The following is a 16,948-nucleotide window of genomic DNA, read 5'->3' as shown; positions in this document are numbered from 1 at the left end:
TGAGCAATATGGACGGAACCCCGACCGCCGGCGCAGACAGCGTTCGCGACATCGTCGATACAAAATACAAACACGGCTTCGTCACCGACATCGAGATGGAGACGGCGCCGAAGGGGCTGAACGAAGACATTATTCGCTTTATTTCAGCGAAGAAGGACGAGCCGGAATGGCTGCTGGCATGGCGGCTGAAGGCGTTCCGCCACTGGCTCGGCATGGCCGAACCGAAGTGGGCCAACGTCACGTTTCCGCCCATCGACTACCAGGACGCCTACTATTACGCCGCGCCGAAGGCCAAGCCGAAGCTGCAGAGCATGGACGAGGTCGACCCGGAATTGCGCCGCACTTACGAGCGCCTGGGCGTGCCGTTGCACGAGCAGCAGATTCTCGCCGGCGTCGCCGTCGATGCGGTGTTCGATAGCGTTTCGGTGGCCACCACCTTCAAGGAAAAGCTGAAGGAATACGGGGTTATCTTCTGTTCGATTTCGGAGGCGGTGAAGACCCATCCGGAGCTGATCCGGAAGTATCTCGGCAGTGTCGTTCCCTACACGGACAACAAGCACGCAACGCTCAATTCGGCTGCCTTCACTGACGGGTCGTTCGTTTACGTTCCCGAGGGGGTGCGATGCCCGATGGAGCTCTCCACCTATTTTCGCATCAACACCGCCAAGACCGGCCAGTTCGAGCGGACGCTGATCATCGCCGACCGAGGGGCCTACGTCAGCTATCTCGAGGGCTGCACCGCGCCGATGCGCGACGAAAACCAGCTGCATGCGGCGGTGGTCGAACTGGTTGCCCTCGACGATGCGGAAATAAAGTNNAGCTCGACGGTGCAGAACTGGTATCCCGGCGACGAAAACGGACGTGGCGGTATCTACAACTTCGTCACCAAGCGCGGCATCTGTCGTGGCCGCAATTCGAAGATCTCGTGGACGCAGGTGGAGACCGGCTCGGCGATCACCTGGAAGTACCCCAGCTGTATCCTGCAGGGTGATAACTCCATCGGCGAGTTCTTCTCGGTCGCCATCACCAACAACTATCAGCAGGCCGACACCGGTACCAAGATGATCCACCTGGGGCGCAACACCCGCTCGAAGATCATCTCCAAGGGCATTTCCGCCGGCCACGGCGCGCAGACCTACCGCGGTCTGGTGCGGGTGGCGGCACGTGCCAGCGACGCGCGTAACTACACCCAGTGCGACTCGCTGCTGATCGGCAGCAACTGCAGTGCCCACACCGTGCCTTATATCGAGTGCCGCAATCGCTCGGCGACGGTGGAGCACGAGGCGACCACGTCGAAGATCGGCGACGATCAGCTGTTTTATTGCCGCCAGCGCGGCCTTGATCAGGAGGAGGCAGTGGCGCTGGTGGTCAATGGCTTCTGCCGCGAGGTGCTGCAGCAGTTGCCGATGGAATTCGCCGTCGAAGCGCAAAAGCTGCTCGGTCTCAGTCTTGAAGGGAGTGTCGGTTGATCACTTGCTCCCTGGCGCCCCTCAACACCGCAGTAACGGATCGAATAAATGATTGAAATCAAGGACCTGCACGCGACCATCGAAGGGCGCGAGATCCTTCGCGGCGTCAATCTCACTATTGAGGCCGGACAAGTGCACGCGATCATGGGGCCTAATGGCTCCGGCAAGAGCACCCTGTCGTATGTTCTCGCCGGGCGTGAGGGCTACAAGGTCACCCGGGGCTCGGTCACCCTGAATGGCACCGATATCCTCGGTCTGCCGCCGGAAGAGCGGGCGGGTCTCGGCGTTTTTCTCGCCTTCCAGTACCCGGTGGAAATTCCGNGGGTGACCAACACCACCTTCCTGCGTGAGGCAGTGAACGCACTGCGGCGGCGGCGCGGCCAGTCGGACCTCGATGCACTGCAATTCGTCAAGTTTGCCCGGGAAAAGGCCAAGAGCCTCAACGTCGGTGAAGACCTGCTGAAGCGGCCGGTGAACGCCGGCTTCTCTGGCGGCGAGAAGAAGCGCAACGAGGTGCTGCAGATGGCGCTTCTCGAACCGTGCTTCGCCATTCTCGACGAAACCGACAGCGGCCTCGACATCGATGCGCTGCGCACCGTCGCCGATGGTGTTAACGCGCTCCGCTCCGCCCAGCGGGCGTTGCTGGTGATCACCCACTATCAGCGGTTGCTCGACTACATCGTCCCCGACTTTGTGCACGTCCTGGCCGNNGTGGGCGGATCATCCGCTCCGGCGGCAAGGAGCTGGCGCTGGAGCTGGAGCAGACCGGCTACACCGATCTGCGCCACGCGGCGGCCTGAGCGTTGACGATGGGGACAGTATCGACCAACCTGACTGGCAGCGATCCGATTCGCCTTGTTGTCCGTCGCTCCGGTCAACGGCACCGGCCACACCCTAGCCGGCCTTGGGCCGTTGCGCGAGCAGGCGCGCGCGTCGTTCCTTGCCCACGGCTTGCCGACGAAGCGGGACGAGAGCTGGCGCTATACCGATCTGCGGCGACTGCGCGACGCCGATTTCCGGCTGGTGACCGCGGCGGACAGCGGCCTGCCGGCGACGGTGCCGGAGATGCTGGCCTCACCCGCGGTCTCGCCGATGCGGCTGGTGTTTGTCAACGGCGCCTTTCGCGCCGACCTGTCACAGATGCAGCAGGGCACTGTCGGCGTGGCGGTGCAGTCGCTCGCTGCCGCGTTTCGGCGTGGTCAGCACACCGCGGTGATCGAGCAGAGCCTGCAGGCGATGCAGCCGCTCGCCGCCTTGCCGATGGTGGCGCTCAATACCGCTCTGTTCGAGGATGGTCTGGTCATCGTCGCCGAACCGGAGGTGCTCGATACGGTCTGGATCGAGGCGATCTTCATCGGTGGCGGCGAAACGCCGGTCGCCTTTGCTCCCCGCCACTGCATCCAGGTGGGCGAGGGCAGCCGGGTGGTGCTGATCGAGCAGCACGTGAGCCTGCCCGGCAGCGGCTATTTCGCCAACGCAGTGCTGCAGGCAGATCTGCAGGCGGGGGCCGCCCTGCATCACTATCGCCTGGTGGATTGCGCCAGTGGCGCGATCAACGCCCTCACTACGGCGGTGAACGTCGACGCCATTGCCAGTTACGAGGGTTTCTCGCTGCTCACCGGGCACGGGTTCAGTCGCCTGGAGTCGCAGATCATGCTCAACGGCCGCAAGGCGGCATGCACCCTGGGCAGTGCGTACCATGCCGATGGCGACGACGTCTGTGACAACACCACCTGGGTGGAGCATCGGGCGCCGCAGACGAAGAGCCGACAGGTGTACCGCGGCGTCATCGATGACAAGGCGCATGCGGTCTTCCAAGGGCGGGTCCTGGTGACGCGGGAGGCTGACNGGGCGGACGGGCATCAGCTGAGCAAGGCGCTCCTGCTCTCCGACGAGGCCGAAATCGACCAGAAGCCGGCCCTGGAGATCTACGCCGATAACGTCAAGTGCAGCCATGGCGCAGCCACCGGTTCGCTCGACCAGCGGGCACTGTTCTATCTGCGCTCGCGTGGTTTGCCGGAGGAGGTGGCCCGCCAGTTGCTGGTGGACGGGTTCCTCGCCGAGGCCTTGCAGGAAGTCTCCCTTGAGGACATTCGCATCGCACTGCAGGAANCGGTCCGCACCGAGCATGAGGCACAGCCAGCCATGAGCGTTGCCCTGAGCATCACGCCGAACGAGCGACGCAACGAGCCGGACTGGTTCGACGTTGGCCGCGTCCGTAGCGACTTTCCGATCCTCGGCGAGACGGTGCATGGCCGGCCGCTCGTCTATCTCGACAGCGCTGCCTCGACGCAGAAGCCGCGACAGGTGCTGCAGGCGATGCAGACGGCGTACGAGACCTATTACGCCAATGTCCATCGCGGCGTGCACCTGTTGAGCCAGCGCTCGACGGATGCCTTCGAAGGCGCACGGCAGACGGTGGCGGAGTTCATCAACGCCGGCAGCAGCGATGAAATCGTCTTCGTGCGCGGCGCCACGGAAGCGATCAATCTGGTTGCGGCGACCTACGGCCGCACCGCGCTTGCCGCCGGCGACGAGATCATCCTCTCCCAGCTGGAACACCACGCGAATATCGTGCCCTGGCAGTTGCTGCGCGACGAGAAGGGGATCGTCATCAAGGTGATCCCCATCGACGACGACGGCCGGCTGCGCATGGACGTCTACCGCCAGCTGCTGTCGCCGCGTACCAAACTGGTGGCGATCACCCAAGTGTCGAACGCCCTGGGCGTGATGACGCCGATCGACGAGATCATCAGCGAGGCGCATGCCTGTGGTGCCCAGGTGCTGGTGGATGGCTGCCAGGGAGTGCAGCACCAGCGGGTGGACGTGCGGGCGATGGACGCCGACTTCTACGTCTTCTCCGGCCACAAGCTGTATGGGCCCACCGGCATCGGCGTGCTCTACGGCAAGATGTCGCTGCTGGAGCGGATGCCGCCCTACCAGGGTGGCGGCGATATGATCCAGTCGGTTACCTTCGAGCGGACGACGTTCAAGCGGCCGCCGCATCGCTTCGAGGCCGGCACGCCGGCGATCGTCGAAGCCATCGGCCTTGCCGCCGCCATCGACTATGTCTCGGCGCTCTCCCTGCTGCGAATCGGCGCGCATGAACACGACCTGCTCAGCTACGCCAGCGAACGGCTCACCGAGGTCGCGGGCCTGCGCATTTACGGCACCGCCCTGCCGAAGACAGCGGTGATTTCGTTCACCCTCGATGCGGTCCACCCGCATGATGTGGGGACGATTCTCGATCAGGCGGGGATCGCGGTGCGCGCTGGTCATCACTGTGCGCAGCCGCTGATGGACCGGCTGGATGTGGCGGCCACCGTCCGAGCCTCCTTCGCCCTTTACAACACACGCGCCGACGTGGATGCACTGATCGATGCGCTGGCGTTCGTACGGAAGGTATTCGCTNTGATGCTGGAAGATCTGCAGCAGCTCTATCAGGAAGTCATTCTCGATCACGGCCGCTCGCCTCGCAATTTTCGCCGGCCGGAGCACCCTACCTGCCACGCCCATGGGNCGCAATCCCATGTGCGGCGACGCGTTGACGGTGTTCNNCTCACCCTCGAAGGCGAGGACAAGATTGCCGACGTGTCCTTTGTCGGCAAGGGATGCGCCATTTCCATGGCGTCGGCGTCGCTGATGACCGAGATCGTGCGCGACAAGACGCGAGATGAGGTGGACAAGCTGTACGAGGCGTTCCACCGCATGTGCACGGAAGAGGACGTATCCATCGCCGCGGAAACCGGCATCGATCCCGACGAGGCCGAGCGGCTTGAGGTGTTATCCGGCGTGCGCCAGTTTCCGGTGCGGGTCAAATGCGCAACGCTCGCTTGGCATGCGATGAATGCGGCATTGCACGGCCAGGATGAAGCGTCGACGGAAGGGTAAAGGGGCGATGATGGGATTCGAGCCGTTTGTCGGGGCAGCAGTACCCGACGCTATCCTGGACGAAGACGATGCCAGCGCGGATCAGGTGGCGCGCGCGGGCTCGCCACTGCCGGCCGGTACCACGCCGGCCACCGCCGAGACGATCGTCGAGGCGCTGCGAACCGTCTACGATCCGGAAATTCCGGTCAACATCTACGACCTTGGGTTGATCTACGCCCTTGAGGTTGCGGACGACGGGACGGTCAACATCGACATGACGCTGACGGCCCCCGCTTGCCCGGTTGCCGGTGAAATGCCGTGCACCGTGGCCGATACGGCGGCCCAGGTCGATGGCGTCGGCGAGGTTCTGGTGCGTCTGGTCTGGGAGCCGCGCTGGACGGCGGATCGCATGTCCGAGGACGCGCGGCTCGCCCTCGACTACTTTTGAGGCGGTGGCCCTCGCCCCGGCGGAACCGGACTTGCGCCACAGTGCGCCATTGCATGGACGGCTCTTGCACGCCCATGCTTGACACAGGCGCCTGGGTGAGTATTTTCACGCCCCTTGCCAAGGCCGTCGCCGACGGCCCATCAGATTAGGATCCTGCGCGATGGCGAAGCCGACGACCGTACTGATCAGGCTGGTGAGTTCAGCGGGAACCGGCTTCTTCTACGTTGCCAAGAAGAATCCGCGGACCAAGACCGAAAAGCTTGAGTTCCGTAAATACGACCCGGTCGTGCGTAAGCACGTGGCCTTCAAGGAAGCGAAGATCAAATAGCCGGCACCGCCGCAGCCGCGTTGGCGAGGCCGTTGACGACGTTCCGCGGCTATGCTTGTCTGGACTACCGGCTACGGCCGGAGATTGCCGATCGACGAAGCGCCCGTAGCTCAATGGATAGAGCATCTGACTACGGATCAGAAGGTTAGGGGTTCGAGTCCTCTCGGGCGCGCCATTTTTCAATGACTTAGCAAAAAGTCGTCCAAGTTTTTGGGCTGGTTTCGAGCTACTCGTCCAAGTGCGTTCACTTTCTGTGCAACTCCAACTTGCGGATCGCAGATCGCGCCAACGGCGCGGTGCGTGGCAAATACGTTTCCAGGATGCGGGCGGTCCGATCGAGCTGGTGGCCGGTAATCGCCGAAATCTCCGGCACCGTGCAACCAGCTTCAGCCAGTCGCACCACTGCTGATCGACGGAGATCGAGGAACTGAAGGCCGTCCAGACCGGCNCTCTTTCGCGATCGACGAAACTCGTGCTGGAAATGGCTCTTCTGATAAGGCCGATTGGTTGTCTCGCAAACGAGGACGGTGGGCGACCGGCGGGGCGTTCGGTCGAGAGCGATGCGAAGGTCGGAGGTCACTGGCACTGATAGCAAGACGCCGGTCTTGCTTTGCGTCAACCTAAAGGTCGATCCATCGTACTGCGACCACGTCAATCGGAGGATATCGCCCTGACGCTGACCCAGATTGACACCCAGGAGAACGCCGAGCGCAATCGAGTCACGCTGTAGGCGGCCTGCTATCGCAATAAAGCCTGCGATCTGATCATCAGTCCAGACCGCCTGACGCGGTGGTCGAGAATTCAGTCCGGGTTTCGCCGCCGGGTTCGTACCGAGATATCCTTCATCGACCGCAAACTGCAGTAGCAGCCGGAGGACACGCAGGACAGCATTTGCTGTGGACGGGGTCGCCCGCATCGAGCGATAGAACATTTTGACATACTTCCGCTCGATCGTCGCGATCGGAGGATGGTTCGCCCGCTCTGACCACGCTTCTATCGCTTTCAAGCAGTGCTCGTAGCCGACTTTTGTCGACTCGGCGAGGCGCAAGAAGCGCTCGTCACTACGGTAGAGCCTAATCAGCCATGGCACTGTTTCTGGCTGAATTGCGTATGGGTCCCTGCCTTCCCGAATCGCATCCAGTTGCCTGTTGAGTTCCTGTGCTTCGATGATCGCTTGCTGAAAATCGTCGGATAGTCGGCGTGGTTGAAAGCCCATTGCTCGGAGCGCTGTCCAGGGCTGCCAGTAGTGGCGGTTTCCGCCCTTCCGTTTCTTGCAGACGAGGTAGCGGACCCGCACGCTATCCATTGGTGTGTATGGCGGTGACAAATTAGGCCACGTAGCGGCGGTGATTGGTGCGGCCGCGCCGGAGTAAAATCCGGCCAGTGGTTAGGCGGTCTCTTTTTTGTGGGGGGCGGCCGGGGATGTTTGCCGTGGAAGTCTACGCCGCCGTTCGGCATTTCGTTTTCATCGAGGGCAACAGCCGGCGTGAGGCGGCCCGGGTGTTCGGGCTGAGCCGTGAGACGGTTTCGAAGATGTGCCGGTTCTCGTTGCCGCCCGGCTACACGCGAACGAAGCCGGTGAAGAAGCCGAAGCTCGGGGTGCTGCTGCCGGTGATCGACGCCATTTTGGAGGCTGACGGGACGGCGCCTTCGAAGCAGCGGCATTCGGCCAAGCGGATCTTCGAGCGACTGCGCGACGAGCACGGTTATGCCGGCGGTCTGACGGTGGTGAGGGACTACGTCCGGGTTGCTCGGGGGAGATTGCGGGAGACCTTCGTGCCGCTGGCTCATCCGTCCGGTCATGCGCAGGTCGACTTTGGCGAGGCGATCGGCGTGATCGGCGGCGTCCGGCAGAAGATCCACTTCTTCTGCATGGACCTGCCGCAATCGGATACTCCTTTCGTGAAGGCCTATCCGGCGGAGACGACGGAAGCCTTCCTCGACGGGCATGTGTCGGCATTCGCCTTCTTTGGCGGCGTGCCGTTGTCGGTGCTTTACGACAACACGACGCTCGCGGTGGCGAAGATCTGCGGCGACGGCAGGCGGGAGCGCACCCGGGCCTTTACGGAACTGCAGAGCCATTACCTGTTCCAGGATCGCTTCGGCCGTCCCGGCAAGGGCAACGACAAGGGCAAGGTCGAGGGGCTGGTGAAGTATGCTCGATCGAACTTCCTGACGCCGATCCCCCAGGCGGCAAGCTTCGACGATCTCAATGCCATGCTGGAAGAGCGCTGCCGGCAGCGACGAGGCGAACGCGCCGGTCGCCACGGCGAAACCATCGGCGAGCGTCTCGTCGCCGACCTCGAAGCCTTCCGGGATTTGCCGGCGGTGCCATTGGAGCCGAGCGAGAAGCGGGCGGCCCGTGTCTCATCGACCGCCCTGGTCCGCTACCGCGGCAACGACTACTCGGTACCGACGGCATACGGCTTCCGGGATGTTGTGGTGAAGGGCTTCGTCGACGAGGTGGTGATCCTTTGTGCCGGCGAGGCGATCGCCCGGCATCGTCGCTGCTATGGCACGGGCACCTTCGTATTCGAGCCGCTGCACTATCTGGCGCTGATCGAGACGAAGCCGAATGCCCTCGACCAGGCGGCGGCGCTGAAAGACTGGGATCTGCCGGAGGCGTTCCAGCACCTGCGCCATCTCCTCGAGGCGCGCATGGGCAACCGCGGCAGGCGGGAGTTCATCCAGGTGCTGCGGCTGATGGAGGCAAGATCCCGATGGAGATGGTGGCGAGCGCGGTCAGCGAAGCGATCCGGCTCGGCGTCATCGGCTTTGATGCGGTCAAGCAGATTGCTCTGGCGCGCGTCGAGCGGCGGCCGGCCCGGCTCGACCTGACGGCCTATCCACATCTGCCGAAAATGGACGTCAGGATGACGGCGGCGGCTGACTACGCCGTTCTCGTTCCCGGGACAACGGCATGACCGGCAAGGCGGGCGCTGATGCGATGCCGGCGGGAACGACAAGCGGCACACCGCAGGTTCTGCTGGCGCATCACCTCAAGCAGTTGAAGCTGCCGACCGTTCTGCGGGAATACGACAAGATCGCCCGCGAATGCGCACGCGACGGCGTCGATCATCCCCGCTATCTGCTGCGCCTGGTGGAACTCGCACTGATCGACCGAGAACGCCGAATGGTCGAGCGGCGGATCAAGGCAGCACGCTTCCCGGCGGTCAAAAGCCTCGACACCTTCGACTTCACCGCGATTCCCAGCCTCAACAAGATGCTGGTGCTCGAGCTGGCCCGCTGCGAGTTCATCCTGCGCCGGGAGAACGTCATCGCGCTCGGCAACAGTGGCACCGGCAAGACCCATGTCGGGCTCGCCCTCGCTCTTGCCGCCTGCCAGAAGGGGTTCACCGTCGCCTTCACCACCGCAGCCGCCCTCGTGCACCAGTTGATGGAGGCGCGTGACGAGCGCCGCTTGCTGAAGCTGCAACGCGATCTCCAGTCGGTGATGTTGCTCATCGTCGACGAACTCGGTTACCTGCCGCTGTCGCCGACCGGGGCGGAACTTCTGTTCGAGGTGTTCTCCCAGCGCTACGAGCGCGGCTCGACCCTCGTCACCTCCAATCTGCCGTTCGAGGACTGGACCTCGGTGCTGGGATCGGAACGGCTCACCGGCGCGCTGCTCGACCGCCTGACCCACCACGTCCATATCCTCACCATGAACGGCGACAGCTACCGGTTGAAGCAATCCGCCGGACGTCGTCGTCCCCCACCGCAGCCGATCGGGCGGAGCAAAACCAGACCACCGCCGAGACCGTCGATCCCGAGACCGGCGAAACCAGCAAGCCCTGATCCCCGAGGCAAAGCCGACGCACGGCAAGGGGCCCGATCGGGCCCCTTGCCGTGATTGCACCGCTCTCGCCCAAATGGCCTGCTTTGACTCCGACACCGTGGCCCGTGTGTGGACGGCCCCCTGGGTGCAAGGGGTGAGGGGGAGAAAATCTGATCTGGTGCGATGGCAGTCGTGTGTCCGGCCTGTTTTGCGCGGCACGATGTCCGCTGGCCCAGATGGGTTCCGCGATCCACGCCCAAACGGATTAGCGGCCTTGATGGCCACCGGGCTACCCGGGTTCTGTGGATCGTCGGCTCGACCGATCAGCATCTCTCTTCCTCAGCCCTGCACCCTTGGCATCAAAGAGTGGTCAGGCGGTGGCCGGCTGGCGATACGCCTCGCCGCGCGTCATCATCGCCCAGACGATGCGCGCCATCTTGTTGGCCAGGGCGACCGCCGCGAGCTTGCGCGGCCGCCTTGCCAGCAAAGCGATGAGCCAAGCCGAGGCTCTTCCCGGCTTGGCCTGCCTGATCACCGCGGTTGCTCCCAGCACCAGCAGCTGGCGCAACCGCTCATCGCCGGCGCGGCTGATCCCGCCCAGCCGCGTCTTGCCGCCGGTGGAATGCTCGCGCGGAGTCAGCCCCAGCCAGGAGGCGAAATGCCGCCCCGACTTGAACTGGCTGAAGTCGACCCGCAGCACCAGGCTCAGCGCGCCGATCGGCCCGATCCCCGGCACCTCCGCCAGCATCTGGCTGGTTGGCGTCTGTTTGTGTTGCGCCACCAGCCGGGCGTCGACCTCGGCCAGCCGCGCATCCAGCCGACCGATCTCGGCGCCCAGCAACGCCAATGCGTCCTTCGCCGGCGTCGGCAGCTCCGCGTCCTCGGCGACGTCGGCCAGCAGCTTTGCCACGCCTTGGCGGCCAAGGCGGCCGACATGACCGAACTCGGCCGCGTGTCCGCGCAGCGCGTTGACCAGCTGCGTGCGTTGGCGCACCAGGAGCTCGCGCACCGACAGCAGCATCGCGTTGGCCTGCTGCCTCGCCGACTTGACCGCGACCTCGCGCATCTCCGGCCGGGCCGCGGCTTCGCTGATCGCCTCGGCATCGTTGCGATCGTTCTTGCCGCGCTTGACGAAGGGTTTGACGTATTGCGGCGGGATCAACCGCACCGTGTGGCCGAGCCCAGCCAGCACACGGCCCCAGTGATGCGAGCCGCCGCAGGCCTCCAGCACCACCTCCATCGGCGGTCGGCGCGCGAAGAATGGCACCATGTCCTGGCGGCGCAGATTGCGTCGCAGCACCGCCCGCCCGTCGGCATCCGTGCCATGCAGGGTGAAGACGGACTTGGACGTGTCGATCGCAATGCGGGTAAGCTCGGTCATGGACGGCTCCTGTTCACTTCGACAGCGAACCTTGGCACCAGATGCCGCGGGGCCGTCCACCCCAACGGAATTGCTCCGCCGTTAACAGAGCGGCGCTTGAACTCCTCGTGCAGCCGTTCGACGGCATTGCTGGTGCGCGCCGAGCGCCACTGGGCGGAGGGCAGGCGGGTGAAGGTGAACAGCCGGTCGCCGGCTTCCTCCAAGCTGTCGGCGACCGTCCGGCACTTCAGCCGCCACTTGCGCAGGAAAGCCTTGCGCCGTTCCTCGACCTCCTTCGGCGTCGCGGCGTAGATCATGTCGGTGTAATCGGCGGAAACCTCTTCGTGCAGCTGGTCGGGGGCGTGGGCGAGCAGGTTGCGGTGCTTATGGACGGTGCAGCGCCGGGTCGGCACCTCCGGCCACAGCGCCGCCAGCGCCTTTTCCAGGCCGGCAGCGCCGTCGACGATCAGGAACTCCGGTGTCTTCAGGCCTCGGGCGACCAGGTCGTCGAGCAGCGCTCGCCAGGCGGCCTCGCTCTCGCCACCCATGTTCTTCACCGCCAGCAGCACCTTCTCGCCGTCGCGGCGGACGCCGAGGACGACCAGCAGCGAGATCGACGTCGCCTTCTTGTCGAGCCGGACACGCACGACGGTGCCGTCGAGAATCAGCCGGACGATGTCCTCCGCGGCGAGGGGACGCTTCGACCAGGCTTCCCAATCCGTCTTCACCGTCCGCCAGATGCGGCTGACTGCGTCCTTGCCGATCGCCCCCTTGAACAACGCCGCCAACGCCCGGCGCACGCGACGGGTATTGGTGCCGGCGAGGTAGGTGCCGGCGATCAGCGCTTCCACCTGCTTCGTCATCCGGGCGTAGCGCGGCAGGACCCGGCTCTTTCAGTCGGCGGCTGGCCGGCCGTCGGCCGAGCCGGCTTCACCATCGCCGCGCCGATGCCGGTGATACCGTCCTCGTCCCAGCGCGGCGGCCAACTCCTCCTCGATCAGCTGTTCGATGAAGCCCCGGATCCGATCCCTGATCCCCGCTTCGATCGGGTCGGACCAAGCCTCCCCGAGAAACAGCGTCCCGTCGTCCAGCGTCGTCGTGCTATCCATCGTCATGGCGTGATCTCCCCGGCGCTCCAACACCGGTACTGGCTGTTTGAACAAGCCGGAGATTACGCCACCCTCAAATTCCAACCACTTCCCCGACGGCACCGCGTCCAGTGCTCGCCCCTCTCTTTCACTAAAGGGCAGCTCAACGGGTAATCGATCTGGGTCATAAACGACGTTTCGGCGTCGGCTCTCAGTTTTCTACACCTCGGACATCACCGATGCTCATTAAGCTCCTCCAGAGCGACCTCGATCACGTCATTGGTCACGCGGGCAGCGCATCCGGTCTTGCGGCGAGCGGTCCGCTCAATGAAGAGCAAGGAGCACGCACAGACGCGATACCACCATATACCCGCTTTCGGGAGCGGTTCCGCCATAGTCCTGCCGCATTTCTGTTGAGCACGCCAGTAAACTCGGATAGGGTCCTCTTTGGGATTGTGGCGGGGAGGGGGACTGTGGTTCTCGACCAAGTTCTGCAACCACTCTGGCTGCTGACCGACTGGATTCAGCGAGCCCTGGTGCCAGCTTTCGAATTGTGGTGCCAGCTTTCGAATTGTTTCGCGACGAGCACGTCGCCATCGGGCTGGCGGTGGGGCTCCTCGTCCTTGCGGTCGTCTTCGCCCTCTTGTTTTTACTACGCTGCTGGCTGCCCTGGCACCGAACGTTGGGGCAATCCACCCGGAAAGTGAAGACGTCTTCCGATGATCCAAGGGAATTCTATGTTCACTACGAAGCGCTGCGAGCGTTCATTGGCAATCAGACGAAACTGAGACATGCGTGGGCAGAGTTCGAAGAAACGCTCATCGTTCCCGACTCTCCAGGACCAATCCGTAACACGGTTCGACCGCACGCATACTTCAACTTGCACGCCGCAACGGAAGCAGGGTTGCCGCTGTCCTTCTATCTCTCGCTGCCGAATATCTTCGTCGGTCTTGGGTTGCTGTTTACCTTCATCGGTCTCGTCTCGGCGCTGCATTTCTCCGCCCAGGGCGTAACGAGCCCGAATGTGGCGGAGGCGCAGCACGCGTTGGAAGGACTGCTGAAAGCAGCCACCTTCAAGTTCCTGACCTCGATCGCGGGCGTAGCCGCCTCGATAGGGCTCGCACTCTATTTCAAAAGTCTGGCGCGCAACCTGCAGGTGGCGTTCGACCGGCTCAACAGCGCCCTCGAAGCAAGACTGCACTTCATAACCCCCGAAGTGATCGGGATACTGCAGCAGGAGGAACTGAAACGGCAGACCGTGCAGCTGGAGCGGTTCAACACCGACTTCGCCGTCGAACTCGCCAACGCCCTCGACCATAAGCTCAGCGCGACGCTCGCCGCGTCGCTGTCGAATGCGGTCAAGCCGGTGGTCTCCGCGGTCGAAGGCCTTTCGGGCAACTTCGGGAGCCAGAACCAGGACGCCATCGTCCAGATGGTCGGCGAGTTTCAGAGAAATCTCAGCCAGTCCACTGGCACCGAGCTCACCAATGTGATCGCCGCACTCAGCAGCGTCCGCGAGACCCTCGACAACGTCTCGGCGGGGATGAGTTCGAACGGCGCCTCGTTCGGCAATCGGATCGAGCAGGCGGCGGGCGCGCTTGAAACCGGTCTCGGGCAGGCGATGCAGTCGATGTCCGACCGCCTCGCCGTCGTGACCGAACGGATCGAGACGGTGCTGCGCGAAGCGGGCGAGCGGGTGCGTGGCGACGCCGAGACTACCTCGTCCGCGGTCGCCGCGAGCCTGCAGCAGGCCAGTGCAGCCCTGAACCAGGGGGTGGCGCAGGCAGGTGGGCAGCTTTCGGAGACAGTGCGCCACGCCTCGGAGAGCCTGTCGACGGCGGTCCAGCCGGTCGGCGCGACCCTGGTTGCGCTCAACGACGCGCTGCAGGCGCTCGACGGTCGCCTCAATACCCACGTGACCCGGTTCAACGAGTCGATCGGCCGCCTGCAGGCGCTGGCGGTTCAGCTGGAACGTGCGGCCGAGCAGATGCGCGGGGCCGGCACGCCGATCGCCGATATCGCCAGCCGCTTCACGGCTGCCGGCAGGACCATCGAGCAGGCTGGTCAGACGTTCACCCAGACCGAGCGACGAATATCAGAGCTGGCGACGACGCTGGACCAGTCGGTCAAGCGAAACAACGAGGTCTGGGCGGAGTACAGCCGGCGGTTTGAGAATGCCGATGAACAACTTGGCAAGGTGGTGCGGGGGCTGGCTGAGGGTGCGGACGCCTACCAGCGCCGCATCGGCGAGTTCGTTAACCAAATAGACGAGAAGTTGGGAAACGCTATCATTCAATTCGGCCGCGCGATCGACGAGCTGAGCGAAGTATTCGGGGACGGCACTCCGATACCGCCCCGACCGGCCGGCGCCGGCACTGACGGCGAGCGATCCCGCGTCAGGCTGCCGGCTGCGGGAAGGGTGTGACGGCGATGCGGCACTCAGCGCCAGCTTCCGTCGCCGAGGCGCACGGCGAGGAGGAAAGCTACTTCGTCTCGATGACCGACATGCTCGTCGGCATGCTGTTCATCTTCATCATCATCCTGATGGCCTTTGCCCTGAATTTGAAGGACCAGGAAACCAAGATCAAGCAGACGACGGATCGCCTGACCGGCGCCTACGAGACCCGGCGGGCGATCCTCGACAATCTGAAGAAGACCCTCGACGCGCAGGGGGTCGACGTCAGCATCGACGAGCGCAACGGCATCCTCCGCCTGCCGGAACGGCTGCTGTTCCGGCGTGGTGAATTCCACGTCGAGGAAGCGGGCCGCATCGCTCTCGACCACCTGGCGGGGGCGTTGTCGGGAGTGCTTCCCTGTTTCGCCGCCGCCGAACCTCCCTTGTCGTCCGCGCCCGCGTGTCCGGCAGACATCAACGGGCGCCTGGAAGCCGTCTACGTCGAGGGGCACACCGACGACNATCCAATTCATCGCCAAATCGGCTACGGGGTGGCCAGCAACTGGGACCTCTCGGTCGCTCGCGCGATCGCCGTCTACCAGCAATTGCTCGGCAGCGCGCCACTGTTGGGCACTCTGAAGAACGACGGCAGCGGCGGCCACGAAGGGCAGAAGCTGATCGGCGTCAGCGGCTATGCCGAGTTCCGCCCGATCGAGGCGAACGTCGATGAGCGCTCGCGCGCCGCCAACCGGCGGATCGACCTGCGCTTCCTGATGGCGACGCCGCCGCAAGAGGAGGTCGAGCAGGTGCAGCAGCAAATCGGCGCCCGTCCATGACGCTCCTCGGGAACCTAAACTTTGCGCTGCAGAGCCTCGCCCGCCCGGTGCCGGTACCGCTGCCGGCGGTGCCGCGCTGCGTCGAGGCGTGCGTGCAGGCGACCGCCGGCCTCGCCGACGGCGGCGAGCCGATTGACCGCGAGCGTCTGGCGGCCCTCGTCGCCCGGTTTCGCCATGCCTGCCGGCAGGGGACGCTGGACGGCCTCAGCGCGAGGGAGTGGCGGGACGTCGTCTGGGGCATCTGGGACGGTTCCGAGCCGCTCGCCGACATCGCCGTTTTCTTCGGCGCGCTGGTCGAACGGTTGCGGGCGGGGAGCCGAAGCCTCTGCCGCAAACTCGTTCTCTCCTTCCTGATCGCGTTCGACGCGGCAAAGAAGAGCGTCCGAGAGATCGGCGGTGTCCTCCACAACGCGGTCATGGCGCACGAATGGGAGTGGGCAGCGCGCCAACAGCGGTTCCGCCTGTTCGAGGTGGATCAGGCACCGGTGGCGCTCGCCGCGTTCATCCTCGAGAGCACGACGCCGATCGAGGCTCTACTGCGGGAGGCGGGCATCTCCGGCTCCCGCCGGTTCGGCGGCATGGAGGCGGCCGCGTTCAAGCATGCGCTCCGGCGGCTGCGGGTGAGGCTAGAGGCAGGCAGTGCTAACGCGATGCCCCTCCTCAATCGGGTGCTCGACTGGGCCGTCATCGAAGGACAACTGGCTTTCCCGAACTTGCGTCGAGAAATCGCGGAAACCCTGCTCCTGCCCTGGCAGGTCTCGACGCCCGCCGAGGCGCTGCAGGAGCGCATCCTCGCCTTCCTGCTGCGCCATCTGAAGGACCCGCGCATCGAACCGCTCAAGTGGCAGGGCGTCGGTGACGAGGCGATGCGCGTCATCCGCCGCTGGCTGACCCGCGCGGCGCTCGAGCAGTTTCTCCAGATCGTCGACAAGGTCGCCGAGCCGGACCACTGGCGCTATCGCCGCGCCTTCTGGATGGCGTATTATGAGAAGAAGGCCATTGACGAGGCGTGGGTGGTGTTTGCTCCGGCTGCGGAGCAGATCGCCGGGGGGGAGCTTCGCGAGCTCGCGGGCTACGGACGTCTGCACAAACCGCGCTTACGCGATCACTGCGTCCTGATGATGCGCATGACCGGCGACGTCGTCGTTGCCGAAATAAGCCACGTGGGCAAGTGCCGGATGTGGTATGCAGGAAACCGCGAGGCGCCCGCTCTCTATCGCAAAGCGTATCAGATTTCGGACATCGAACGGTCGCCTGACTTCGAACTGGCGCACCAAGGCAGCGCCCAGCTCTCCTGGCAGCGAAAGATCGCCGGCGAACTTGAGCGCCAGACCGGGATCCGGATGTCCGACTGGAAATTCAGGCCGAAATAACCG

The 16,948-nt window shown here is 64.4% G+C and carries 9 protein-coding genes, 1 tRNA gene and 3 pseudogenes; 10 read left to right on the top strand and 3 right to left on the bottom strand.

What is annotated here, in order from left to right; genetic code table 11:
- Positions 1 to 8: 8 nt before the first annotated feature.
- The 6 genes and pseudogenes from sufB (at position 9) to HQ394_RS05870 (ending at position 6,290) form a co-directional block, all read left to right on the top strand.
- Positions 9 to 1,469 (top strand): Fe-S cluster assembly protein SufB, encoded by a 1,461-nt coding sequence (sufB, locus tag HQ394_RS05895; RefSeq protein WP_190263145.1) that lies wholly within the window; start codon positions 9 to 11, stop codon positions 1,467 to 1,469.
- A gap of 48 nt (positions 1,470 to 1,517) precedes the next feature.
- Positions 1,518 to 2,269: pseudogene (gene sufC, locus HQ394_RS05890) on the top strand (Fe-S cluster assembly ATPase SufC).
- A 55-nt stretch (positions 2,270 to 2,324) separates the two neighbouring features.
- The gene (gene sufD / locus HQ394_RS20675; RefSeq protein ID WP_456151489.1) at positions 2,325 to 5,360 is read left to right on the top strand and encodes a Fe-S cluster assembly protein SufD; all 3,036 of its coding nucleotides are present in this window, start codon (positions 2,325 to 2,327) and stop codon (positions 5,358 to 5,360) included.
- A 7-nt stretch (positions 5,361 to 5,367) separates the two neighbouring features.
- The gene (locus HQ394_RS05880; protein WP_190262491.1) at positions 5,368 to 5,787 is read left to right on the top strand and encodes an SUF system Fe-S cluster assembly protein; all 420 of its coding nucleotides are present in this window, start codon (positions 5,368 to 5,370) and stop codon (positions 5,785 to 5,787) included.
- A gap of 160 nt (positions 5,788 to 5,947) precedes the next feature.
- The gene (gene rpmG, locus HQ394_RS05875) at positions 5,948 to 6,115 is read left to right on the top strand and encodes a 50S ribosomal protein L33 (RefSeq protein ID WP_190262490.1); all 168 of its coding nucleotides are present in this window, start codon (positions 5,948 to 5,950) and stop codon (positions 6,113 to 6,115) included.
- 99 nt (positions 6,116 to 6,214) lie between these two features.
- Positions 6,215 to 6,290: transfer RNA gene (locus tag HQ394_RS05870), tRNA-Arg, on the top strand.
- Positions 6,291 to 6,359: 69 nt separating this feature from the next.
- On the opposite strand, the gene HQ394_RS05865 is transcribed toward HQ394_RS05870, so the two are convergent.
- The gene (locus HQ394_RS05865; RefSeq protein ID WP_456151543.1) at positions 6,360 to 7,031 is read right to left on the bottom strand and encodes a tyrosine-type recombinase/integrase; all 672 of its coding nucleotides are present in this window, start codon (positions 7,029 to 7,031) and stop codon (positions 6,360 to 6,362) included.
- 506 nt (positions 7,032 to 7,537) lie between these two features.
- On the opposite strand from HQ394_RS05865, the pseudogene istA reads away from it, so the two are divergent.
- Both istA and istB read left to right on the top strand, forming a co-directional pair.
- A pseudogene (istA, locus tag HQ394_RS05860) lies at positions 7,538 to 9,039 on the top strand (IS21 family transposase).
- On the top strand, positions 9,036 to 9,968 hold the full coding sequence (gene istB / locus HQ394_RS05855; protein WP_317628952.1) for an IS21-like element helper ATPase IstB: 933 nt from the start codon (positions 9,036 to 9,038) through the stop codon (positions 9,966 to 9,968). Before istA ends, istB begins: the two are co-directional and overlap by 4 nt.
- Before the next feature lie 295 nt (positions 9,969 to 10,263).
- Here the strand turns inward: istB and HQ394_RS05850 are convergent, their stop codons facing one another.
- Entirely contained in the window at positions 10,264 to 11,274 is a 1,011-nt protein-coding gene (locus tag HQ394_RS05850) for an IS110 family RNA-guided transposase (RefSeq protein ID WP_190262488.1), read from the bottom strand.
- 47 nt (positions 11,275 to 11,321) lie between these two features.
- Positions 11,322 to 12,362 (bottom strand): annotated as a pseudogene (locus tag HQ394_RS05845) (IS256 family transposase); the annotation flags it as partial.
- A 535-nt stretch (positions 12,363 to 12,897) separates the two neighbouring features.
- Here HQ394_RS05845 and zorA point away from each other — a divergent pair.
- Both zorA and HQ394_RS05830 read left to right on the top strand, forming a co-directional pair.
- On the top strand, positions 12,898 to 14,766 hold the full coding sequence (gene zorA / locus HQ394_RS05840) for an anti-phage ZorAB system protein ZorA (protein WP_190262487.1): 1,869 nt from the start codon (positions 12,898 to 12,900) through the stop codon (positions 14,764 to 14,766).
- A gap of 802 nt (positions 14,767 to 15,568) precedes the next feature.
- Positions 15,569 to 16,945: an EH signature domain-containing protein gene (locus HQ394_RS05830; RefSeq protein WP_190262485.1), complete on the top strand. Its 1,377-nt coding sequence runs from the start codon at positions 15,569 to 15,571 to the stop codon at positions 16,943 to 16,945.
- Positions 16,946 to 16,948: the final 3 nt, after the last annotated feature.

Source organism: Defluviicoccus vanus (genome assembly GCF_014672695.1).
GTDB classification, from domain to species: Bacteria; Pseudomonadota; Alphaproteobacteria; order Rhodospirillales; family Defluviicoccaceae; genus Defluviicoccus; species Defluviicoccus vanus.
This window is presented reverse-complemented; position numbering and strand designations above follow the sequence as displayed.

Coding starts and splice junctions, on each gene's coding strand:
- HQ394_RS05850 (WP_190262488.1), bottom strand. CDS start 11,274: ATGACCGAGCTTACCCGCATTGCGATCGACACGTCCAAGTCCGTCTTC.
- HQ394_RS05830 (WP_190262485.1), top strand. CDS start 15,569: ATGACGCTCCTCGGGAACCTAAACTTTGCGCTGCAGAGCCTCGCCCGC.
- rpmG (WP_190262490.1), top strand. CDS start 5,948: ATGGCGAAGCCGACGACCGTACTGATCAGGCTGGTGAGTTCAGCGGGA.
- HQ394_RS05880 (WP_190262491.1), top strand. CDS start 5,368: ATGATGGGATTCGAGCCGTTTGTCGGGGCAGCAGTACCCGACGCTATC.
- istB (WP_317628952.1), top strand. CDS start 9,036: ATGACCGGCAAGGCGGGCGCTGATGCGATGCCGGCGGGAACGACAAGC.